22 protein-coding genes are annotated in these 21735 nt (G+C 36.3%); 13 read left to right on the top strand and 9 right to left on the bottom strand.

Going from position 1 to position 21735, the window contains the following annotated elements; genetic code table 11:
- Positions 1 to 52: 52 nt before the first annotated feature.
- Complete coding sequence (locus ACE1OF_RS04075; RefSeq protein ID WP_448892960.1) at positions 53 to 958, bottom strand: ATP-grasp domain-containing protein; 906 nt, start codon at positions 956 to 958, stop codon at positions 53 to 55.
- A gap of 123 nt (positions 959 to 1081) precedes the next feature.
- Between ACE1OF_RS04075 and ACE1OF_RS04070 the strand changes: the two genes are divergently transcribed.
- Positions 1082 to 1921, top strand: coding sequence for an HDOD domain-containing protein (locus ACE1OF_RS04070; RefSeq protein WP_448892959.1), 840 nt, complete (start codon positions 1082 to 1084; stop codon positions 1919 to 1921).
- Positions 1922 to 1952: 31 nt separating this feature from the next.
- Here ACE1OF_RS04070 and ACE1OF_RS04065 read toward each other — a convergent pair whose 3' ends face one another.
- From ACE1OF_RS04065 to argR, 5 genes are all read right to left on the bottom strand, one after another.
- The gene (locus ACE1OF_RS04065) at positions 1953 to 2330 is read right to left on the bottom strand and encodes a UPF0231 family protein (protein ID WP_448892958.1); all 378 of its coding nucleotides are present in this window, start codon (positions 2328 to 2330) and stop codon (positions 1953 to 1955) included.
- A 92-nt stretch (positions 2331 to 2422) separates the two neighbouring features.
- The gene (locus tag ACE1OF_RS04060; RefSeq protein WP_448892957.1) at positions 2423 to 3733 is read right to left on the bottom strand and encodes a hypothetical protein; all 1311 of its coding nucleotides are present in this window, start codon (positions 3731 to 3733) and stop codon (positions 2423 to 2425) included.
- Positions 3730 to 4023: a DUF2249 domain-containing protein gene (locus tag ACE1OF_RS04055; protein ID WP_448892956.1), complete on the bottom strand. Its 294-nt coding sequence runs from the start codon at positions 4021 to 4023 to the stop codon at positions 3730 to 3732. The genes ACE1OF_RS04060 and ACE1OF_RS04055 overlap by 4 nt, the downstream gene beginning before the upstream one ends.
- Before the next feature lie 10 nt (positions 4024 to 4033).
- On the bottom strand, positions 4034 to 4465 hold the full coding sequence (locus tag ACE1OF_RS04050; RefSeq protein ID WP_448892955.1) for a hemerythrin domain-containing protein: 432 nt from the start codon (positions 4463 to 4465) through the stop codon (positions 4034 to 4036).
- A 184-nt stretch (positions 4466 to 4649) separates the two neighbouring features.
- Entirely contained in the window at positions 4650 to 5132 is a 483-nt protein-coding gene (argR, locus tag ACE1OF_RS04045; RefSeq protein WP_448892954.1) for a transcriptional regulator ArgR, read from the bottom strand.
- Between the two features lie 184 nt (positions 5133 to 5316).
- On the opposite strand from argR, the gene ACE1OF_RS04040 reads away from it, so the two are divergent.
- Complete coding sequence (locus ACE1OF_RS04040; RefSeq protein ID WP_448892953.1) at positions 5317 to 7500, top strand: S46 family peptidase; 2184 nt, start codon at positions 5317 to 5319, stop codon at positions 7498 to 7500.
- Between the two features lie 72 nt (positions 7501 to 7572).
- Here the strand turns inward: ACE1OF_RS04040 and ACE1OF_RS04035 are convergent, their stop codons facing one another.
- Positions 7573 to 9378 carry a thiamine pyrophosphate-dependent enzyme gene (locus tag ACE1OF_RS04035; protein ID WP_448892952.1) on the bottom strand — a complete coding sequence of 602 codons (1806 nt, stop codon included), beginning with the start codon at positions 9376 to 9378 and terminating at the stop codon, positions 7573 to 7575.
- 238 nt (positions 9379 to 9616) lie between these two features.
- Entirely contained in the window at positions 9617 to 10375 is a 759-nt protein-coding gene (locus ACE1OF_RS04030) for a substrate-binding periplasmic protein (protein WP_448892951.1), read from the bottom strand.
- A gap of 349 nt (positions 10376 to 10724) precedes the next feature.
- Between ACE1OF_RS04030 and ACE1OF_RS04025 the strand changes: the two genes are divergently transcribed.
- The 9 genes from ACE1OF_RS04025 (at position 10725) to ACE1OF_RS03985 (ending at position 19543) form a co-directional block, all read left to right on the top strand.
- Positions 10725 to 12815, top strand: a complete 2091-nt coding sequence (locus ACE1OF_RS04025; RefSeq protein ID WP_448892950.1) for a TonB-dependent receptor — start codon at positions 10725 to 10727, stop codon at positions 12813 to 12815.
- A gap of 138 nt (positions 12816 to 12953) precedes the next feature.
- A complete protein-coding gene (locus tag ACE1OF_RS04020; protein ID WP_448892949.1) occupies positions 12954 to 14387 on the top strand; it encodes a COG3014 family protein in 1434 nt (477 codons plus the stop codon).
- 52 nt (positions 14388 to 14439) lie between these two features.
- Positions 14440 to 14883, top strand: a complete 444-nt coding sequence (locus ACE1OF_RS04015) for a YcfL family protein (RefSeq protein ID WP_448892948.1) — start codon at positions 14440 to 14442, stop codon at positions 14881 to 14883.
- Between the two features lie 30 nt (positions 14884 to 14913).
- Positions 14914 to 15516, top strand: coding sequence for a penicillin-binding protein activator LpoB (gene lpoB, locus ACE1OF_RS04010; RefSeq protein WP_448892947.1), 603 nt, complete (start codon positions 14914 to 14916; stop codon positions 15514 to 15516).
- A gap of 22 nt (positions 15517 to 15538) precedes the next feature.
- Positions 15539 to 16033, top strand: coding sequence for a glycine zipper 2TM domain-containing protein (locus ACE1OF_RS04005; protein WP_448892946.1), 495 nt, complete (start codon positions 15539 to 15541; stop codon positions 16031 to 16033).
- Between the two features lie 128 nt (positions 16034 to 16161).
- Complete coding sequence (locus tag ACE1OF_RS04000) at positions 16162 to 17055, top strand: MipA/OmpV family protein (protein WP_448892945.1); 894 nt, start codon at positions 16162 to 16164, stop codon at positions 17053 to 17055.
- Positions 17045 to 17476: a DUF3019 domain-containing protein gene (locus ACE1OF_RS03995; protein ID WP_448892944.1), complete on the top strand. Its 432-nt coding sequence runs from the start codon at positions 17045 to 17047 to the stop codon at positions 17474 to 17476. The genes ACE1OF_RS04000 and ACE1OF_RS03995 overlap by 11 nt, the downstream gene beginning before the upstream one ends.
- 22 nt (positions 17477 to 17498) lie before the next feature.
- Positions 17499 to 18233: a response regulator gene (locus tag ACE1OF_RS03990; RefSeq protein ID WP_448892943.1), complete on the top strand. Its 735-nt coding sequence runs from the start codon at positions 17499 to 17501 to the stop codon at positions 18231 to 18233.
- The gene (locus ACE1OF_RS03985; RefSeq protein WP_448892942.1) at positions 18233 to 19543 is read left to right on the top strand and encodes a sensor histidine kinase; all 1311 of its coding nucleotides are present in this window, start codon (positions 18233 to 18235) and stop codon (positions 19541 to 19543) included. The genes ACE1OF_RS03990 and ACE1OF_RS03985 overlap by 1 nt, the downstream gene beginning before the upstream one ends.
- Before the next feature lie 16 nt (positions 19544 to 19559).
- Here the strand turns inward: ACE1OF_RS03985 and ACE1OF_RS03980 are convergent, their stop codons facing one another.
- Positions 19560 to 19979 (bottom strand): MarR family winged helix-turn-helix transcriptional regulator, encoded by a 420-nt coding sequence (locus ACE1OF_RS03980; RefSeq protein WP_448892941.1) that lies wholly within the window; start codon positions 19977 to 19979, stop codon positions 19560 to 19562.
- Between the two features lie 278 nt (positions 19980 to 20257).
- Between ACE1OF_RS03980 and ACE1OF_RS03975 the strand changes: the two genes are divergently transcribed.
- Positions 20258 to 20971, top strand: coding sequence for a spondin domain-containing protein (locus ACE1OF_RS03975; protein ID WP_448892940.1), 714 nt, complete (start codon positions 20258 to 20260; stop codon positions 20969 to 20971).
- A gap of 10 nt (positions 20972 to 20981) precedes the next feature.
- Complete coding sequence (locus ACE1OF_RS03970; protein WP_448892939.1) at positions 20982 to 21725, top strand: spondin domain-containing protein; 744 nt, start codon at positions 20982 to 20984, stop codon at positions 21723 to 21725.
- The last annotated feature ends 10 nt before the right edge of the window (positions 21726 to 21735 follow it).

Below are 21735 nucleotides of genomic sequence, written 5' to 3'. Positions count from 1 at the left end.
TCATTATACTTTTTTTCACCGTAATGATTTATGTTACTCGATGATCTCTAACCTAAGTATTCATACGCTGAACAAAAGCCGTTGCAAAACGCCGTGCTGCTTTCTCATCCATATTAAAATATAACGAAGGCTCGATCAGTTCAGCTTCCATTAAAGCAAACGTTTCACGACTGTCTTCAAACATTGCTTCATTATTAAAACGAACAAAATCAAGGCGAGCATACAAAGGCATTTCTCCTGTTAAACGGGTAATAGCAGACAAGGTAGCCTCGGCTTGTGCTAATAAGTCTTTTGCAGGTGTAATCGTTTGTAAACGCCCACCATGCTCTTCTTGTACCCTAAAGTCACCTTGTTTAGGGGTTTTCAAAATTGCATGACTATAGCCACCATCAAAGTAAAACAATGAAAACTCGCCTTCATCAATAACACTGCTTATAAATGGTTGAACCATAAATTCAGTTGTTGAAAATACGGCCTCTAACTGACTAGAAAACTGCTCAGCTGTGTCTTTTCTCAACCAAAAGGTGTTATCAGCATTAGCACTTATTCTTGGCTTAATAACCAATTGTTGGCATTTAAAATAGTCAAAAAATTCATTAATTTTGTTACTTGAAAAATTTTTATGCCATAAGGTAGGTACAATATCTACAGCTTGTTCAGCAAGCGACTTTAAGTATATTTTATCGATGTTCCAACGTACTGATGTCAACGAGTTTTGCAATCTTGCACCTGAATCGTCAATTTCTTTCAGCACAGAAAGAAACGCATTAGCATCGTCTTGATAATCCCAAGGGCTTCGAATAATTACAGCATCAAATTGTTGCCAATTTACCTTTTCACGATGCCACGATACAAGTTGTGTTTTCCAACCTAATTGCGCTAATGGTTCATCAAGTAAATGATCATAACATTCAAAATCAGACAAGTTATTCATGGTTAAAATAGCGCAATTTTTCATTACTAATTATTCTCGTATACAATATAATTAAAATTATTTTAGCAAATAGTTTTAATTATATTAAGTAATTATCATTAAGATGTTTTATGATTTAGCCATTCTGTTTATTAAGTGATACTTTTTATGCTTGTTGTTGATGAAAATGTTTTAAACGATATTAGCAAAGGTTTTGCAGTTCCAGCGCAACCTAAACTGCTGTTAGACCTATTAAAGTTAATGGCTGAGCCATACCCTGATATTAATGCTATTGCCGATTGCATTAGTAAAGATATTGCCGTTAGTGCTGCCATATTAAAAGCAGTCAACTCACCTTTATATGGCTTAGACAGAACCATAACCGACATTAAAATGTCTGTAAATTACATTGGCCTTTATGGTGTAGTGATGTTGGTAACAGGAAGCCTGATCAAAAAAAGTTTTGATCCTAAAACTTGCAGTATTGACCTTGAACTATTTTGGGCTGTAACAACCGATGTGTCAAACGCGGTTATTGCTATTGGTAAACAATTTAAGCAAAATATTGCAATGGATATGCTATCTAGTCTAGGCTTATTTCATGGTTGTGGTATTCCAGTAATGGCAATGAAGTATAGCAATTACCAAGACGTTATTGACCAACTAAGACTAACCCCTGATTTATCATTAATAGAGTTAGAAGAACAACACTACCATGCAAACCATGCTATTGTCGGTTATTATGTTGCAAGTTCATGGCGTTTGCCTAAAGATGTTTGCCAAATAATATTGCAACATCATGAAAGAGATTATTTAAATAAACTTGATGGTTCGCTAGAGCAAGATTTGTTTTCCATATTAAAACTAGCAGAACATATTATTTCATTAAAGTACCTAGAAGCGCCTTCTCCTGATTGGGCATATATTGAAGAACAAGCACTGTCTGTTTTAGCTATAAAAAAAGAAGATCTCAACGACATTATTAATCAAATTACTGCGTCATTATAATTTAAAAAACTATTGATATTAAAGTTTATTATTAATTATTAATAAACCGAGCCCATGAAAGTAGTAATATTCTGAAATCCTCAAGACCACAAGCCGTACATTCATTTTCATCATAATGAATGTGATCTGTTGTTAACATTTCAGACAAAGGCTCAACACTAGTTAAGCTTGCATTGGTTAGTATTTCAACATCATCTCGACTTATAACTACAGAATATTCATGCCCAGGAATAACAACTTCATTTTGCTGACCTTTATCAACACTATCTATCGCAGTTAATAACTCGGTCAATTTAACACTGTTATTACCAAGCTCAACCTCAAGCCATGGCCCCATGACTTCATGTTCAAGAGAAAAACGTGCTTTTGCCTCACCTGTTGTTGCATCATGTATAAATTCGTATTCCATAAGGATACCACTTCAATTAGCCTATCAGTCTCAATACTTAGTGTAGCAAAAATAAAGCCTTTTACTGTGTAAATCAGTGAATAACTTGCAAACTATTCATTCGTCGAAGAATTAATTTTATCTAATATTGAAAAATACAAACGTCTCGTTTTAACCATCAACATTAACAGCCAAGAAAACTCAATAATAAGTAACAAAGAAAGCAACCAATACACACTAGGAAACATAATAGTTATTAGTAACACCACTCCTGTTACAACGTGCAAATAAAAGAGCCACTGCCCATGTTTTTTGTCTAAAAACTCATGCATATGAGGAAGAAATTGCATGGCAGAGAAATTGGTTAGGCATTGCTGCTGTAAGTGGGTATAACTTAAAAAGGGTAATATTTTTAACAGCATCCCTTGAATAACGGCAACAAGATAAAAATAAATAAAAACAACTGCTATCAAAACGACCTTATTCTGAACAACTTTTTCTGGTAAATAGGCTTCAGGAAAAAAATAAAAAAGATTTAAAACGATTAATGAAATTGCAGCCAATTGCCAATAACGAATAGTATTGTCAGATATTTTGCGTTTTCGTTTTGACATAATAAACAATAAACTTATTGAAAATACACCGTGAATCAACATAATAGCGATGAAAATCATTGACGGTTGAAAAACAAATAGAACCAAAAACACAAATAATACAGTTGGTAAATAACCACTAATGAATTTAGGAAAACTAGGAGCAACATGAAACATAGGAATAACCTGAAAGCTGACCGACATTATCATCAAACTCCCCCACCCCACTAATCCTAAAATAGCATGAGTATTGGTAATGGATTTTCCTGCAAAATTTGAACTCAAACTAGACAGTTCTATCGCGGTAGGCAGCGACAAATTAAGCATGAACACGCCCAATAAAGCAACAATCAATAGCGCAATAATAGCGAAACGAAAACCAAGAATAGAGCCACCTTGGCTTAGTTTTTTCAATAAGACTAACGCAACAGAAGTAATATAAACACCTACCCCCAACACCAATAACAATAATGTAACCACCGTTAGTGTTGTGCTTGGCCAGATAAAATTTATGATTAAACACAAAGTACCCAATACTAAAGCAGTATGACAAATCAAGGTGATTTGCCTAGGTTTTGCAATACCAACACCGCCAATAACTGGCAATAATTGTAATAATGCTCCCATCATCACCATAGTGATAAAACCTAGAGTAAATCCATGAGTAAGCGCCAGCATACTTGGCTGCCATCGACTTAAAAATAATGTTTCTCCCGAAACAAGTATTAATAATGCACAAGCAATAACAAACAGTGGTGCAGTGAGAAAAAAACGAAAAGGTAGTTCAATAGGGGGTAATGCGTTAAAGGATAAGCCATGAAGATTCATCAATAGTCATCTTTCTCTAAACAGTTTTGTGCTAACAATTGATTAAATAATGGTTCTGCAATTTGATGATAAATATACAAGGTTATAGCGTCTTGAGTGTGTACTACACAATAATATGAAAAGCCTGCATCAGCTAGCTTTTCATACAGCGGAAAAGGTTGTTTTCTATGTTTAACCAACAAACATTGTTGCACGGTCAATACTGATAACTGTTTCAAAATCACAGTCATTGGTTCAGGTGGTGCTAACTCACTGACATCTACAGTAATAAATTGTAAACTTTGCTTAATCACTTACGTTATATCAACTGGCTTGAAATTGTTCAATAAGTTGCTCTCCATCGGCCAAGTTTTGAGCCATCATAGGATAAAGCATCATTTCTTCTTTCATATTATGCTGTTGCATCATCACCATCAGTGTTTCACTCAATCCTAAATAGTCATCTTTTCCATTGGCAGCCAAAGCATTAGTTAAATCTTCCACTAATGCTCGCATTTGTTGATGTTCCATTCGCATAACTTGAGTTGGACCTGAAGTCATCCCTGTTTCCTGTTCAAATTTAGGAAATAGTACGTCTTCTTCTTGGCTAAAATGTTTGGCTAACTCATCAGTAAAGCATTGCCACTTACTTGAAGCCAATGACCAGTCACCTTTTGCAACCGCAGCTTCTGCTTCAGTAAAAAAATCATCACACTCACGGTGTTTATTAGTCATAAATTCAGGGATTGAGGTCATGGTAAAAATCCTGTTAAAAATTAGCGTACAATCAACTCATTAAGTTGTTTGCTTAGATTCCAACATTTTACCCAATGCACTAATAAATACCTTGACCTGTAATAATAAAATAGAAAACTCTACCGAAACAAGTACCAAGCCACACGTGGTCAATTATATTATACCCTGTTTACTGACTAGGCATTTACTGGCTAGCTTTCACCCCTAACAATTCTCGAATAGACTGTGTTATTTCTTCAATACGATCAGCCGATACGGGCGCAATAAAAATAGTATCATCACCTGCTAATGTACCTAAAATTCCCGCTGAATCCCCCATACTGTCAAGCATTCTAGAAATCAACGGTGCCCCACCAATCCCCGTTTTAAGTATAATTTGCATACCGTTATGTTTAACACTTAATACCACTGACTCTATTGAATGTTTTGACTTTGGTACGGCTAATTCATCTGGCAAAATATAAATCATTTCATTATTAGCGTTGCGAGTTTTAACTGCCCCTAACTTAGATAACAAACGAGATATTTTAGCTTGCGACATATTTTCAAAGCCTTGAGCCGACAGCGCTTGTGCAAGCTGCCCTTGCGAACCATAACACTGCCCTTTTAATAATCGCTTAAAAGCATGCACCAAATTTGATTCATTTTGTTTTCTAAGTGTGGTCATTTTAATGCTGTCTCACAATACAAGTGAAATGTATAAGTACTCAATTTAAGTACAATAATAATGCCGCTATTCTACACTAAAAAAACCTAATTAGCATAGCTTGCTTGACTGTATAAATAGACTAAAGCAAACTGTTGACGTTAACACAAATATAACATGACAATAACAATTGAGATTTCTTATTATGAACAAAGTTGCTTTATCATTAATCGCCATAAGCTTCACTTTAACAGCTAATACTGCATTAGCTGATGAAGGTATGTGGCAACCCAATCAATTGCCAACTATTACTAAACAATTAACCAAAGCAGGTTTAGCATTAAATCCAAATGACTTAACTGATTTAACTGGTTTTCCGATGGGGGCAATCGTTAGTTTAGGTGGTTGTACTGCCTCATTTGTTTCAGATCAGGGGTTAGTAGCCACTAATCACCATTGTGTTTATGGTTCTGTGCAATACAACTCTACTGCAGACAACAATTTACTTAAAAATGGTTTTCTAGCCAAATCATTTAAAGAAGAATTACCTGCAACACCAGGCAGTCGCATTTATGTTACAGAAGAAATAAACGAAGTAACTGACTTAGTGAACACTGGATTAACAGAAAAAATGTCAGGAACTGATCGTTATAAAGTGATTGACAAAAACTCTAAGACTCTCGTCGCTGAGTGTGAAAATGATGATAGGTATCGCTGTAGCGTTGTTAATTTTCATGGTGGCTTAGAGTACTATTTATTCAAACAATTGACGATTCGTGACGTTCGCTTAGTGCATGCGCCAGCAAGTAGTATTGGTAAATACGGCGGAGATATTGATAATTGGATGTGGCCACGACATACAGGTGATTACGGATTTTACCGCGCCTATGTCAATAAAGATGGTCAACCTGCCGATTACAGTGATGATAACGTTCCCTATCAACCTAAACACCATTTAAAGGTCAATAAAAACGGTGTAGATGAAGATGACTACATCATGGTACTAGGCTACCCAGGCAGAACAAATCGCTATAGAACCAACTATGAAGTTGAGAATCAATTTACTTGGGTATATCCTCAAGCAAAAGCTTATAGAGAAGAAATCATTAACCTTATTTATCAACATTCAGAAGAAGGTAGTGAAGCACGCATTAAATATGAAAGTACCCTTGCAGGTTTAGCTAATTACGCTAAAAATTATGGATCTATGATCCATAGCTATAACAAAGGAAGTTTTCAAAGCCGTAAGGAAGTCTTAGAAGCTAATTTAATAACATGGTTAAACAGCGACTCCCAACGTAAAGCCAAATATGGTGACCCATTAACGGGGTTAAACAAATTACTTAAAATGAACAATAGCCAACAGGCACGTGATTTAATTTTAGGTTATCTACGCTATAGTAAAATGTTATCTACTGCCAATCAATTGCACCGATTAGCTGTAGAAAAACAAAAACCAAACCTTGAACGAGAAAGTGGCTATCAAGATCGCGACATCGCTCGTTTTGAGCAAAATATGAAAGCCGTTGACCGTCGCTATGATGCTAATATAGATCAAGAAATCATTGTTGCTATGCTTACTCATTATGTTGCCTTACCTAAAACTGAACGTGTCAATTCAATTGATAAGTTTTTTGGTTTAAGTAAGAGCACGCCTGACAATTTCAGCGAGAAAAAGTTACGTAAACAGTTAAGCAAAATGTACAAAAAAACTAAACTTAATTCACAAGAACAACGTTTAGCTTGGATGGATAAAGACGTTAATGACTTTGAAAAGAGCAACGATCCCTTTATACAATTTGCCGTAAACACCTTCAAAGAACGTAAAGCAATTGAGGATAAATCCAAGGAGTTAGCTGGCAACATTCAAGCTTATCGTCCTAAATATATGCAAGCATTAATTGCTTATTTTAACGACAACAACTTACCTGTATATGCCGATGCCAACAGTACATTGCGTATTACTTATGGTAATGTTAAAGGTTATTCACCTCAAGACGGCTTAACCGCTACACCGTATACAACCTTAGAGGGAATTACCGCTAAGAACACAGGAATTTCGCCATTTAATGCACCTAAAAAGCAATTAGATCTCATTGCTAACAAACATTATGGCAAATATGTCAAAAAATCAATCGGTTCAGTACCTGTTAATTTCCTTGGCACCTTAGATATTACAGGTGGTAATTCAGGTTCGCCAACCCTCAATAATAAAGCTGAATTTGTCGGTTTAGTTTTCGATGGTGTATATGAAAGTATTATAGGTGATTGGGATTACGACCCTAAATTAAACCGCTCTATTCACGTTGATATTCGCTACATGCTTTGGGTAATGGAACATGTTGACGGTGCAACAAACTTAATTGAAGAAATGGATATTGTTGAGTAATTAAAGTTAAGTTAAAAGTATTTTCTGAAAAAAAATCCAGCAATTGCTGGATTTTTATTTTAATAGAAATAATTATTCTGTTAATTTTTGCCACTTAATAACGGCATCAGGCTGCCCATTTTTAGCCTTAATATATAAATTAAGTAATCGCATTTCATTACTTTGTTTTGATTCAACAGGATCAGCAAGCACTTCAATCAAAGAAATACCTGAGCATTGCTGAAATTCTAGAAAGCACGTTTTAAAATCACTCACTGTAAAACACGTTTTTGATTGCCCTTGATAGGCGGAAACCAAATGATGCACATTAAAACCTTCATCATTGCAATGATAAATATTGCCATCACCGCTTTTGCCTAAATGGAAAATATTATTACGCATATAAATTATAGTGACGTCAGACTTGTCTTTTAAAAAGTGAATCAATTCATTCAACTGAAAATGAAACCCACCATCACCAATAATAACCACTGCACGTTCTTGCTTATGTACTTCATTAGCCTGTTGTTCTTGTAATTTCTGTTCTTTTAATCGTTGAGCTACCACACGCGCATAAGGTAATGCGGTGCCCATAGCACCATACCAAGGATTTGTTAACCAAGAACGACCTAAGACAGAGCCTCTAACTTTTAAACTATAACTGGCAAAATATGAATTGCCTACTTCAGGTAAATATATCAAGGGCATTGTTTGTTGTGTTTGAATTTCATTTAACGCACCAGCAAGGTTGTTAAAGTCAATAAGATCATCTGAAGGGATTGGCAGACTGTTTTCCTGTGCAATTTCATAATCGAAGAAACTAATATTGCGAGTTAATAACTGTTCAAATACCTCAATTAAATCTTTTTCAAATCTATCGCCCCCTTTGAGTACGGTTTTATTAGCAAACGTTTCTACTTTGTGTGTACCTGTAGCAAAAGCAATATTACTGTCTTGTGCAATAATACTGGTTGCTACATCAATAATATAGTCAACTTCATTATCAATATACTCACGGCCTGCTGTTTGCGTGAATACCCCATTATATGAACCCAAGCATAATGCTGCATATTCATCAAACAAACCTTTGGCAAACCAAGACGTTGCATAAGGAATATTAAATTTACTTGTAAACTGAATAATCAACTGTTTGAGTTGATCGTTATGTTTAAGGCCATCGCCAATATAAATTAGTGGTTTTTTTGCTTGGTTAAGCTTACTCACAATAGCGTCAACAATCAGCCCACTTCCCATCAACATATTCCCATGTCGACAAATATTCATTCTATCTTTTGGTAGTTGAATTGGTTGGGTTTTGGCAAACACTTGATCACGTGGTACTTCAATAAATACGGGCTGTTTGTTTTTATATGCCTCCGCCACTAACTGATAAAAACGTTGACCCGCAAGGTTTGGATGACCAGCAAGTCGCTGTCCTTGCAACCTCTCTACACGTAAACCCAAGGCAGAAAAAGCTTTCAAGGCATTATCGTATTCTGCTTTCCATGAGGAGTTAGGATGAATAGTATGGTGAAGTGCCATCTGATTCACCTCGCTCTCTGCTGGCGCGCCTGAAATAAACACCACAGGCAAGCTCTCTGTTACTGCCAAAGCGGCAGCACTCGCGCAGGGTAAACTTCCAACCATGTAGGTTGTTAAACAAAAGCCCATACCATCAACTTCTGCTTGAGCACAGGCTGAAAATCCCGCATGCATTTCATTACTTGAAGGGCAAATATCAATTTTATCATCTAGTGCAGCAATAAGGTTCGCAGCAAAATCACCACCAACACCATAAATATGCTTACCACCAAAAAAGCTGATAACCTTTGCCATTGTCTCGCCTATAGTAGGCAGTTGATCATTATAAGCTTTACCAAAGTTCATTTCGTAAGACATTTTTCTCTCTTCAACGTGGTTCTAGTTCGTTACCAATCTAATAACCACAATACTTTAATCGGAGAAAAATTATTAAACGTGATCGAGATCATGTTTTGACATTATCACATCAAGACAACTTTGTTAGGGGTGTTAACCCATGTTTACAGTGATTGTAAAGTTGCTTAACGGTTATTACCTATGGGGAGATAGCTTCATAAAGCATATGAACTTGCATGCATTAATCCCCCTTTTCCATTCAGTGATGAGATGTAATGTAATAGCGGGAAAAGATTTCTTTATATAATTTTTCTCCCTGTATGTGCTCAAAGGCCTCATCATATCTTTTCGCAAAATTTGAATTGATAAATTTTTTATGCTTGGAAAATACAGAATATAATTTCATCGGTTCTTCTGGCAATGACATAATTCTAATTTTATCTAATACGTTAAGCTTAGCAGCAACATACCTCATATTCGTATCAATAGGTGAATAAGCCACATCAATGTGCCCCTTCATGAGCCTTTGAATGTTTCGCTCCCATGTATTGCTACCAAATATATCCGTGAAAACAATACCATCACTTTGCATAAAGGGAGAAGTAATTGCATCCTTTACATAACCAATAGATAAATTAGCAATATCATCAACAAATTCAACTTTAGTTAAAGTATGGTTCTTTAAAACAGCTATCACTGGCTGCATTGATACAAAGCTATTTCTAGGATAAGCAAAGGTTAGGTTTCTCGCTTCGGTAAAGCCAAGTAATGCCGCACCAGCTAGTCGTCCTGTTTTTACACCTTTAAGTACCCTAGCCAAGGGCATATTGACTAAATTAAACTCAAGACCCATTGCAGGACCAATATGTTTCATTAAAAATTCAGGTAAGGGACCAGCAGCATTTCCATTTACGTCATGATAAATATGTGGCCCTAAAACAAAGTAGCCTAGTGTTAAACTTTCAGCCTTTATTGAAGACACTTGTAACATGCAAAACAATATCAAAAACCTTGCCATCTGCCCCCCATAACACAGTAAAATCACCTAGTTTCAGTATGAATGTTTTTATTAATTTAGCAATATTTATTTCTAACACTTTAGTGTTTTCTCATCTAAATCAATAACTTTGAATTACCTATGGTCTTTATGGGTAAAAACTTTAGGCTAACTGATATATAACTAACGTACAGCAAAAAAAAGTTAATGACGTACATAGCGAGAACAAAAAACTTTTACACTTTCTCACAAATATCGACAGTTTTTGCACATTTGAGTTACTGATTTGAACATAAACAATACGCACAATATGGTCACTTTACGATAAACCTTGTTAAAGCAAGCAGATTAATAAAACAATGGAATAATTATGAAAGTTACAAAAGAAACCAATAACAAATTTTGTTTAAAAGCACTCAGCAGTGCAATCATATTCTGTTTATATAACACACCTTACACCGCCTATGCACAAACAGAGCAAGCAAATAAACAAACTGATTCATCGTCTGAAGTTATTCAAGTCTTTGGGAGACGAAACCAACCCAACAGTGAAATGGCAGAAGAAACAGAACAATTATTAAATGTTGCTGGTATAGGTAGCGATCCGCTTAGTGCAGTCTATAGTTTACCTGGCATTGTTTATGCTGGTGGTGACACAGGTTCGCCTGCTGTCAGAGGATCGTCACCTGATGATAATGCTTTTTATATTGATGATATACCGGCGAGTTATATTTTTCACTTGTTTGGTGACAGTGTTTTTAATGAAAACCTTATTCGTGACTTTAGTTTGAACCCCGCGGCATTTGGCAGCGAATATGGTAACGCAACAGGTGGCGTTTTTGACGTTAAACTCCGAGATCCTCGTCACCAAAATATTGAAACGACACTCGATTTAAGTATGCTAAAAAGTGGGGTTATGGTCGAAGGCTCTGCAACGGAAAACTCTGCTTTTTACTTATCTTACCGTCGTAGTCAAATTCACTTATTTTTACCTGAGGGGGAAGAAGATGAAGGTTACACCATTTTTAAAGCGCCTATTAGTGATGATTATCAAGCCAAATATCAATGGCTTATTGGAGATGCACATAAACTAACGTTTAGCGCGTCAGGTGCTAGCGATACAGGTGGTGTTAATATTTCTGAAAGCTCCGAACAAGGCCGAATTGATCCTGACAGCATAGGCGATTTAGCAATTACCACACGTTTTGATCAACAAAACATCTCGTGGCAATATTATGGTGACGACCACAAAATGATGCACTTGGTGGCTGGTCACAATATGGATAAAACCAAAGAGAAATTTGGACAAGGACAATTTGTTGATGTTGATGAAGAAAGCTATAACTTACGCTTTTTCTATCAGTTAGCTTGGTTAACAGACCATAAATTAGGCTTTGGTATTGATTACAGTAAAACCAATATAGAATATAGTTTTGATCTTATTCCTTACTTTTGCACAGACTTTGATAGTGATTGTCGTGAGCATAAAGGTGAACGCATTCAAGACAACACCTCACTTTCCTATCAAAACCTTGCAGTTTATTTAGATGAAACCTGGGACATTAATAACAATTGGCAATTAATTTTAGGTGTTCGCGGTGAGCGTAATGATTATACAGAACAAAGCTTTGTTCACCCAAGATTTACACTAAATTGGATAGCGAATGATAACTTAGTCATTAAAGCTAAAGCTGGCACTTACAGCCGTTTTCCTAATATTGATACCGCCTTGAAAAAGCTAGGTAATCCTAAAATAGCTTCCCCAAAGGCCACCCACTATTCTTTAGGGTTTGAATACAATGTAAATGACTTATGGTTTAGCTCTGTAGACATTTACCATAAATCATTGAGTGACTTGCCACGTTCAACCGATGAACTCACAATTAATGCAATAACAGGTGAAGATTTACATTACACTGCCGACACATCAGGCTCGGCTTACGGTGTTGAGTGGTTAGTACGACGTGAACGTCAAAATGGCTGGTTTGGATGGGCATCATTAAGTTGGTCAAAAAGCGATCGCACAGATGACTTAACCCAAATAACGAGCGATTATTACCTTGATACCCCATTGGTAGCCAATATTATCGCAAACTATGAATTAAACGAACGTTGGAATTTTGGTCTGCGCTTTACTTTACGTAGTGGCGCTAAATATACTCCCATAGTAGGTTTAAGAGACAACCCTGATTATGATGACCACTATGTCGCTAATTATGGTGAAGTCAATTCAAAAACGCTGCCCGTATATCACCGTTTAGATCTAGAAGCCAAATATACAACCACATACTGGGGCTATAATGCACAATGGACATTTGCCGTGATTAATGCTTTGGCGCAAGAAAACATCTCAGGTTACTACTATGAGCCAGAAGATAATGACAGTCCAACTGATTATAAAATTAGCGGTGAAGAAGATATTGGTATATTTCCATATATAGGTTTAAAAATGACATTTTAATTCATTCATGTCAGCTTAGTATAATGAATAAAGAAAAGGCAATCACAAGGTCGTGTCGTAATATTTACCAAGAAACTTTCTTACACTTTTATTGACAAAGGAACTTGCCATCTATGAGGAAAACGATAAGCTAATCGCATGCAAAAAATTATCATTCAATACTTTTTTATTCTGCTGACAATTACGACATTAAGTGCTTGTAGTACTACAGCATTTAATGACTTATTTCAAAACTATAATCAGCAAATGTATCAGGTAAAACAAGCCCAACAACAAGGCAATTTTCAGCAAGCGATTGACGTAATTAAACCTAGAAATAAAAATGATAATAGCTACATTTTATACCTACTAGAAAAAGCGCGTTTGGCTTTTTTGGCGGATGATACCACTCAAAGCCAAAACGATTTCGCAACAGCGTATGAACTCATACAACAAGCTCAACAAGGAGCAAAAATAGAATTAAGTAGAAGTGTCGAAAATGTAACAGCAGCTATTAGCAATGACAATAGCCTGCGTTATGATGTTGAATTATATGAACAAAGTCTATTGCATAGTTATCAAGCACTTAACTATTTAGCTCAAAATAATTTATCAGGCGCATTAGTGGAAGTACGTAGGGCTAACTTAGTGCAAGAGCAAGCCTTGGCCAACAATGTCAACAGTATTCATCAGTATCAAAAAGAAATGATGGATCAAGGTGTCAGCATTGATAATTTCAACAATCAGTTTCCAACAATGAATAATGCAATTGGCAATATTAAAAATGGGTTTCAAAACGCTTTCACCTTTTATTTGTCGGGTTTATTGTATGAAATGGCAGGCCAAAAAAATGATGCGTATATTGATTATAAAAAAGCGCTAGAAATTTACCCTGAGAATAGTTATGTGCAACAAGATGTATGGCGTTTGGCTAACACCTTAAAGATGAGTGATGATATTGCTTTATTGAATTCAAATTTAGCACAGACGATTACAGAAAATAAAAACATTAAAACACAAGCGCAAGGACAAGTGATGTTTATTGTTGAAAATGGCATTGTTGCCTCAAAACAAGAAATAGCTGTTAACCTGCCTATATATACGCGTCAAGGTAACATGCGCTTTTACAGTGTAGCCTTACCAAGTTATCAAAATTACTTAACAGAATACTCACCGTTAAGTTTAAATTTTCAAGGACAACACTATAAATCGGAAGAAATAGTACGTATACAATCATTAGCAGCTAAACAATTGAAAGACAAATTGCCAGAGATAATCACAAGACAAATAGTGCGTTTATTAGCAAAAGAAGAACTAAGGCAACAACTAGCACGCAATAATGGCGAACTAGGCAGTATTTTTGCCAGTATTTACAATATGGCAACCGAAAAAGCAGATACACGTAGCTGGAGTACCTTACCCGACAGTATTCATGTATTACGCTTAACTATGCCAATAGGAGAGCAGCAACTTATGCTGAAAATCAATGGTCAAAACCAACAAGTAAAAGTATCTGTTAAACCCAATAAAGTCACCTTAGTGAAACTAACGGCAATTGGCGCGTATAATCACTATCAAACTTATAACTTATGACCGACTATCTATATTTTATCGGCAACAATAGCTGCTATTTAGGAGATTTATTATGAACAAGAAACACTCGATTCTACTAGTATTATTAATTTCAGGTTTTTTTATTAGCGCGTGTAAAAATATCCCTCCTGTTACTTCAGGCATTGGTAGCAGTCAAATTACACCAGGCCAAAAATATAGCGAACATCTAAAAATAGACAATAAAAAACTCGCTTCAAGGCTTTACATCAGCGATATAAAATCACGAATTGCCAATGATTTTTTACAGTTAAATGCAACCCTTACCAGTCGTTATAAAAAGTCACTGCAACTACAATACCAATTTCAATGGTTTGATAACGCAGGTTTTGCCATTGAAGTAGGAAAAACACCTTGGCAACCACTTGAATTACACGGTATGCAAGCAGCAACTGTGCTTGGTTTAGCACCATCAACCAAAGCAACAACGTTTAGTATTTATGTTCGCGAAGTACCTGAAAAATTTTTTAAGTTTTAACAGACCTTATACATTAACAAGGAAAAAACAATGAAAAAACTCATTTTAGCAACCACTTTAAGTATCGCTATAGTCGCATTAAGCGGCTGTACCAATAAATCGGTAATCCGTTATGGTGATGCTGCCGCAGTAGAAACTACCAATATTAACTTTGGCTCAACTGATTTACAAAAAGTTGCCAATCAAATGACCGACTCTTTGTTATTATCACCCGTTGTTGGTACCTTAACCGCTAATACTCGCCCCATTTTATTTGTTGAGAGTATTAAGAACAAAACCAGCGAGCATATAGACACCGAATCTATTACCGACTCTATTTCAACCAAATTATTGCGGTCAGGTAAATTTCGCTTTGTTGATATGGGACGAGTAGCCGCAGCAAGAGAGCAGCTAGAATTCCAACAAAATAGCGGAATGGTAGATACAAATAAAGCCATAGCTTTTGGCCAACATGTTGGCGCACAATATATGTTGTATGGAAATTTAGCCAGTATTGTAAAGTCTAATAAAGATAAATCTGACGTCTATTACAAATTCACAATGCGCTTACTAGATTTAAAAAATGGCTTAGTTGAATGGGCTGACGAAACAGAAATACGTAAAACTAAAGACAAAGAATTTATTAGCTGGTAGGGCTTAAGAAATTGGAGGTATTATGAGAACGCTAACCCCAAATATATTGACTTTTTTGGCGTCATTGGCTTTATGTGTATTATTTTTTAACACAACAACTGCTTATGCGGACTACGATAGAAATAAAGCCGTGCCAGTTGAAAAAGTCCTATTCGGTGATGTTATTTCTGTACGCAACATTAACCACGAAGAGCTAATACATGATAGTGAAAATGGCTGGCATACCTTTGGCGGCGCTCTAATTGGGGGTGTTATTGGCAATCAATTTGGTGGCGGTAGTGGCAAAGATGTTACCACTATTTTAGGTGCTATTATTGGCAGTTCAATGGCTCAAAACCGTCATCAGCAGCCTAAAAAAATAACGCTTCGCTTAGTTGAATTAATGATTAAAATAGAGACTGGCGAGCAGTTTATGGTAATTCAGGATTTTGATAAAACAATGGTATTTCATCCTACAGATAAAGTCAGAATGATCTACCTTGCCAATAATACCGTGAGGATTGACAAACAACGTTAGCTTTATCTTACATTTTTTAAACACTTTTCAGCGCTATGAAATGAAAAGAATTTTATGAGAGTGTGGTAACATATCAACCTCTTTGTTACTCACTTTCTTGCTAGATTATGTTTCTCAACACTACAAATATGCTCAGTATAAAGCCTTACATCTTTCTTTTAGGGCTTTTTTACTTAACGCTAGCCAACACAAGCAATGCTAGCCAAGAAAATAATACCAGTGCTTCTGGCGCTAACACTCCTATTGTCAAAGACGATTTTCAATGGCAGTTCATGGTTGATCTTTCCCTAGTAGACTCTCAAACAATATTAACTGATGTAAAACAAACCGAACCTTGGGATTATTTTCAATTAGGTCTGTTACTAGACATTTCCTATAAAGGCTTTTTCTTACAAACTAACTCAAGACGCTCTTCTACTATAATAGGTGGTGGTGAATTAGGTTATCAAATTACTGTTCAAAAAGACTGGCAACTTGATGTCATTCTTAAAACTTATATTCAAGGTTATGAGCCTGACAGAATTATCAAAGATCAGAAACAAGACATTCCTCACTTAGCTGGACTAACTGATAGAGAGAGCACTACTGGTATCGCATTACGTTATTCACGCTTTTTTGAAAATTCTGTATTTTATGTCGACCTTGCTACCGTGCGAGCTATTGGCAATGATGAAAGCGATGACGCCAAAGGAATGATTATTGATAGTTTTTATAGCTATCTATTACCGTATCGCAACTGGGACATTTACCTTGGCACAGGGCTTACCTATTACGAGCAAGATATTGTTGATTATTATATTGGGGTAGATAAAAGTGAGGTGACTAGCCACCGCTCATTATACGAAGCTGATGGTGGTTTTAGAGGACAGTTAGAAGTGTACGCACAATATCCCCTATCTCAAAGCTGGTTTTTAAACACGAGCATCACGCAAAGCTTTTACAATAACAAAATAACGAAAAGCCCTTTAGTAGATAAAAGTCGATTAACCCAGTTAATGGTTGGAGTACTTTATGTATTCTAGCGTCAGCAAAGGAATTGTGCTGCTTTTTAATATATCCTTAATGACTTATATTCCCCTATTAACCGCAACAGAAAACCGAACGGTTACCGATGAAAGTCAATTAAGAATGCAACCTCAACAATGCGTAACATTACGTGAAGGACGAAATTGCTTTGCCACTATCAAAATACAATGGCAAAAAACATTGGCGCAGTCAGTGTGTCTTTATCAAGTGAATAAAAAACAGAGTGACCATAAACAACAATTAAAATGCTGGGCGAAAAGTCGCCAAGGACAAGCCAATATCGAGTTTGAATCAAGTGAAACCCTGATTTACCAACTACGTACTCAGCAAGGTGATCGCTTAATTGCACAAACCGAAGTTGTGGTGAGTTGGTTGCATAAAAACACAACAAGAAGACGTCACTGGCGCTTATTTTAATAATGATTGCAAAGGTAACAGTATGAGTACAATATTATTAGTTGAAGACGATATCAGTTTAGCCAATTGGGTTAGTGAATTTCTAACAGAACAAAATTTTACCGTTATTCATCTCGCACGGGGCGATCTTGTACTAGATAAAGTTAAAGTACAGAAGATAGATTTAGTCCTGCTTGATGTCATGTTACCTGGTTTAAATGGGGTTGAGGTGTGTCGTCTGATTCGCCAGCACTGTCAAGTACCTATTATTATGTTAACTGCCAGAGCCGATGAATATGATGAAGTAATAGGGCTTGAAGCAGGCGCAGACGATTATGTAATAAAACCGGTTAGACCAAGAGCTTTATTAGCAAGAATCACTCGGCAATTATCAAATCAACAGCATGAAGCCTCTGTAAGCAATATCATTACTTTTGGTGAACTTACGATTAATCAAGAAGCTAAACGTGTCACTTATTTTGGTCAAGAAATAGAATTGTCTTCAAGTTTATTTTCCTTTCTAACCTTTTTAGCCGAACACGCTGGTTGTGTGGTAGATAGAGACTCTGTTTTTAGAGCATTGAAAAAGCGCGAATATGATGGTTTAGACAGACGCTTCGACGTTATGCTGTCTAGTTTGCGAAAATTATTTAATGATGATCCTCAAAAACCTCAAAAATTTAAAACCGTATGGGGGAAAGGCTATTTATTTGTTGCTGATGCTTGGAATAATAATGATTTACCACGTTCTGACCATACTCAGGATAAAAACAAATAATGCGTGCACTTTATTTGAGTATTATTTTTACCGTACTTAGCTCACTTTTTTTAATCGGGTGGGGGTTAGATAAACTAGCAGAACATGCTGGTTCAGGGCAGCAAAATGAACAAGAAAACAATAATACACACATATACCGCCAATTAGCTCAAGGTTTAGCACAACAATTGAATAAACAAGAAGAGCGCCAACTGCCTGATACAGTAAACAATTTTCAGCATCAATACCAAATAAAAAGTCATTTGATTTTAAGTCAGGATATAGCTCTACCTAAAACCTTGTTAACACAGCTTACAGATAAAGGTGACTTGCTTTTAGCTTCACAGAATGACCGATATATATTGAAAAAACTTGACCAGCATCCAAGTTATTTATTACAGCTTAATTTTCCATTAGAAGTTGATGAAAACGACCCCTTCAACTTTTTATTAACGTTAGCGCTATACTTAAGCATTTGTTGTATCCTTATTTTATGGGTGTTTCCATTAAGTCGCCGATTATTTTTACTGAATAGTGCAGCCGCAAAAATTGGTGAAGGACAACTCAGTGTACGAATAAAACCAAGCCGATTTTCTTATATTAAAATGCTAGAAAACAGCTTTAATAATATGGCGAGTAAAATTGAAAAATTAGTAGCCGATAACAAAATTTTAGCCCGTAGCTTATCGCACGACATACGCACTCCGATTGCTTGCCTTCGTTTTGGCTTAGAGGCTGCTATAGAAAGCGATACTCTTGATAAAAAAAATAATTATCTTGCGCGAATGGATAGTGAATTAACTAATATGGAAGAAATGACCAGTGCATTTCTCGAATATGCTTCAATGGAACGACAAGTACTTCATCTAAAAAAACAAACCACAGACATTAACACACTAATCAACTCAGCCATCACTGACTGTGAAATGTTAGCACGCCAAAAACAAGTATCAGTTAAACTAGGTTCAACAAGTTCAAACATTTATTATTCGCTTGATTATCACTGGTGCTATCGCGCATTAATAAATTTAATTAGTAATGCTATTGGTTTTGCCAACACACAAGTTTTACTGAGCCTAAAATACAACGACAAAGCAGTAACCTTGACCATTGAAGACGACGGAAAAGGTATTGCAGACGATAAGCTTGATATTATTTTTACACCATTTGTAAAGCTTGAGGCAGAACGATCACGTGAACAAGGTCATTTTGGTTTAGGCTTAGCTATTTGTGTAAAAGTAATTGACTGGCATCAAGGCACCATCACTGCAAGCAAGAGTGAAAAATTGTCTGGCGCATGTTTTACCTTAACACTACCTATCAACCCCTAATCTTAGTCTAAACTGTTCACGAAACAATTTTTAACAGCTCGGAAAATGAACTTAATTGGTTCGACTCGAACGGTTCAAACTGCGCCACCGAAGTATATGAAAATGTTACTTGCGCTTCTTCATATACTTGTTTGCCAGTCAAAGTCAGCGCTACCAAACTAACTCTGGCATCACGAGGGTTGTCTTCTTTTACAACTAACCCAATTTTTTCCATAGGGTTTATAAGACGAGTAACGCCTGACGGGCTCAAACCAATTTGCTCAGCAAGATCACTACGCTGCATTTTCTGCGTTGCTGTGTTATATAACTGATTTAAAACAAGGTATTCCGTTAAACCAATACCATGCACAGATAATGCACGGCCCATTCGTTTTTGAATATTATTATGCAAACGAATAACATTGACCACTGACTCACTTTCTAACGCTTTGAACATATTTGACTCTATTGTGTAGTATTTGAGTAATCAAGTATAAATAAATTAGTTGTAATGTCAACTACATTACAAACATATTGCAATCATTAAGCAGCTCGTTATCTAAGTTGATGTGATGGTCTCCTCCCTTTAACAGGTATGATATTAAGTCTTCTGTGATAGTTTCGTGATAATTAAGTAATTAAACCGTGATAAGTTCGTGATTTTGTCACAACAACTCTCCTGCATACTTGCTCTTGAGTTTACAAATTACAATTAAAGAGAAGGTATACACTGTCATGAAAACAACCACTAAAAACATCACTACTCTGCTTAGCGCTAGCGTAATAGTTTTTGCTAGCTCAACCGTTACGGCACAAGATCTGTCCATTACCGTCACTAATTTAACCCAAGGATTACACTTTACCCCAGTGATTACAGCAGCACACGCGAGCGATAATCACATGTTTATGGTTGGCTCCGCCGCAACATCAGAGCTACAAATGATGGCTGAAGGCGGAGATATTTCAGGGTTAGTTAGCATATTATCTAACGCTGATGCCAATATTAGCGAAAATCCAGCAGCAGGTTTATTAGCTCCTGGTATGTCAACAACCTACGATTTAACGAATGACAGTGCCAATACACATTTATCAATGGCAGCAATGATATTACCTTCAAACGATGGCTTTGTGGGTTTAGATAGCTGGAAAATACCAACAGAGGTGGGTACTTACACTATTAATCTAAATGCATATGATGCTGGAACCGAAGCAAATAACGAACTGGTAAATGGCGGTGGTGTATTAGGTGTTTTAGGCATTCCTGCTGCACCTGGTGGTGATGCAGGTACAAATGGCACAGGTGTTACCGATACAGAAAGTAATACCATGATTCACATACACCGTGGCACGCTAGGTGATGATGCTGCGGATGGTGGTAAAAGTGATTTAAACAATAGTATTCACCGTTGGTTAAACCCTGTAGCTAAACTAACCATTACCATTCAATAAGGAGAAGAATATGTTGATCTTTTCTCTCAATAAAAAGCAAACACTTGCTAATACAATTAAAAAAAGTAAAACAGCTATCGCAACTAGCTTATTAGTAGTGTTAACAGCTTGCGGTAGTGACAATGATCCTGTTGTTGAAACACCACCGCCAGAGCCAATTGAATATAATTATTCGGTTACTGTCACTAACTTAACCTACGCCCAACCCCTATCACCACTTGCCGTTGTTTTGCACAATAACACTAAAATGTGGATGATTGGCGAGCCATCCACACCAGCATTAGAAAAATTAGCCGAGGGTGGTGATAATAGTAATTTTATTTCAGCTAGCAATGTGACTGCAGCTAGTTCAGGCGAAGGCGTTGTAATGCCCGGCTTAGCGAGCACAATTGAAATATCAACAACGGATAGAAATGCTACTTTTTTCACTGCTGCAACCATGTTGGTGAATACAAATGACGCTTTTACAGGTCTAACTGGTATAGATATATCAACAATGGCAATTGATGACGTTAAATCATGGAACTTAAATGTTTATGATGCAGGAACTGAAGCTAACAGTGAAGCAATGGGAACTATTCCTGGCCCAGCAGATGGCGGAACTGGCTTTGACGAAACACGCGACGATATCAATTTTGTTGCCATGCATTCTGGCGTTGTTAGCCAAGATGATGGTTTATCTAGCTCAATTTTAACTCAGGCACATCGTTTTGATAACCCTGCGATAAAATTAACTATCATACGAACAAAATAAAATGAACTTG

The organism is Colwellia sp. E150_009 (assembly GCF_053543955.1).
Note: the sequence above shows the minus strand (reverse complement) of the source record. Positions and strands in the feature narration are given on the sequence as shown.

Excerpts from the sequence above, each read along its gene's own strand:
- ACE1OF_RS04075 (WP_448892960.1), bottom strand. The coding sequence starts at position 958 with ATGAAAAATTGCGCTATTTTAACCATGAATAACTTGTCTGATTTTGAA.
- ACE1OF_RS04070 (WP_448892959.1), top strand. The coding sequence starts at position 1,082 with ATGCTTGTTGTTGATGAAAATGTTTTAAACGATATTAGCAAAGGTTTT.
- ACE1OF_RS04065 (WP_448892958.1), bottom strand. The coding sequence starts at position 2,330 with ATGGAATACGAATTTATACATGATGCAACAACAGGTGAGGCAAAAGCA.
- ACE1OF_RS04050 (WP_448892955.1), bottom strand. The coding sequence starts at position 4,465 with ATGACCTCAATCCCTGAATTTATGACTAATAAACACCGTGAGTGTGAT.
- argR (WP_448892954.1), bottom strand. The coding sequence starts at position 5,132 with ATGACCACACTTAGAAAACAAAATGAATCAAATTTGGTGCATGCTTTT.
- ACE1OF_RS04040 (WP_448892953.1), top strand. The coding sequence starts at position 5,317 with ATGAACAAAGTTGCTTTATCATTAATCGCCATAAGCTTCACTTTAACA.
- ACE1OF_RS04035 (WP_448892952.1), bottom strand. The coding sequence starts at position 9,378 with ATGTCTTACGAAATGAACTTTGGTAAAGCTTATAATGATCAACTGCCT.
- ACE1OF_RS04030 (WP_448892951.1), bottom strand. The coding sequence starts at position 10,375 with ATGGCAAGGTTTTTGATATTGTTTTGCATGTTACAAGTGTCTTCAATA.
- ACE1OF_RS04025 (WP_448892950.1), top strand. The coding sequence starts at position 10,725 with ATGAAAGTTACAAAAGAAACCAATAACAAATTTTGTTTAAAAGCACTC.
- ACE1OF_RS04020 (WP_448892949.1), top strand. The coding sequence starts at position 12,954 with ATGCAAAAAATTATCATTCAATACTTTTTTATTCTGCTGACAATTACG.
- ACE1OF_RS04015 (WP_448892948.1), top strand. The coding sequence starts at position 14,440 with ATGAACAAGAAACACTCGATTCTACTAGTATTATTAATTTCAGGTTTT.
- lpoB (WP_448892947.1), top strand. The coding sequence starts at position 14,914 with ATGAAAAAACTCATTTTAGCAACCACTTTAAGTATCGCTATAGTCGCA.
- ACE1OF_RS04005 (WP_448892946.1), top strand. The coding sequence starts at position 15,539 with ATGAGAACGCTAACCCCAAATATATTGACTTTTTTGGCGTCATTGGCT.
- ACE1OF_RS04000 (WP_448892945.1), top strand. The coding sequence starts at position 16,162 with ATGCTCAGTATAAAGCCTTACATCTTTCTTTTAGGGCTTTTTTACTTA.
- ACE1OF_RS03995 (WP_448892944.1), top strand. The coding sequence starts at position 17,045 with ATGTATTCTAGCGTCAGCAAAGGAATTGTGCTGCTTTTTAATATATCC.
- ACE1OF_RS03990 (WP_448892943.1), top strand. The coding sequence starts at position 17,499 with ATGAGTACAATATTATTAGTTGAAGACGATATCAGTTTAGCCAATTGG.
- ACE1OF_RS03985 (WP_448892942.1), top strand. The coding sequence starts at position 18,233 with ATGCGTGCACTTTATTTGAGTATTATTTTTACCGTACTTAGCTCACTT.
- ACE1OF_RS03980 (WP_448892941.1), bottom strand. The coding sequence starts at position 19,979 with ATGTTCAAAGCGTTAGAAAGTGAGTCAGTGGTCAATGTTATTCGTTTG.
- ACE1OF_RS03975 (WP_448892940.1), top strand. The coding sequence starts at position 20,258 with ATGAAAACAACCACTAAAAACATCACTACTCTGCTTAGCGCTAGCGTA.
- ACE1OF_RS03970 (WP_448892939.1), top strand. The coding sequence starts at position 20,982 with ATGTTGATCTTTTCTCTCAATAAAAAGCAAACACTTGCTAATACAATT.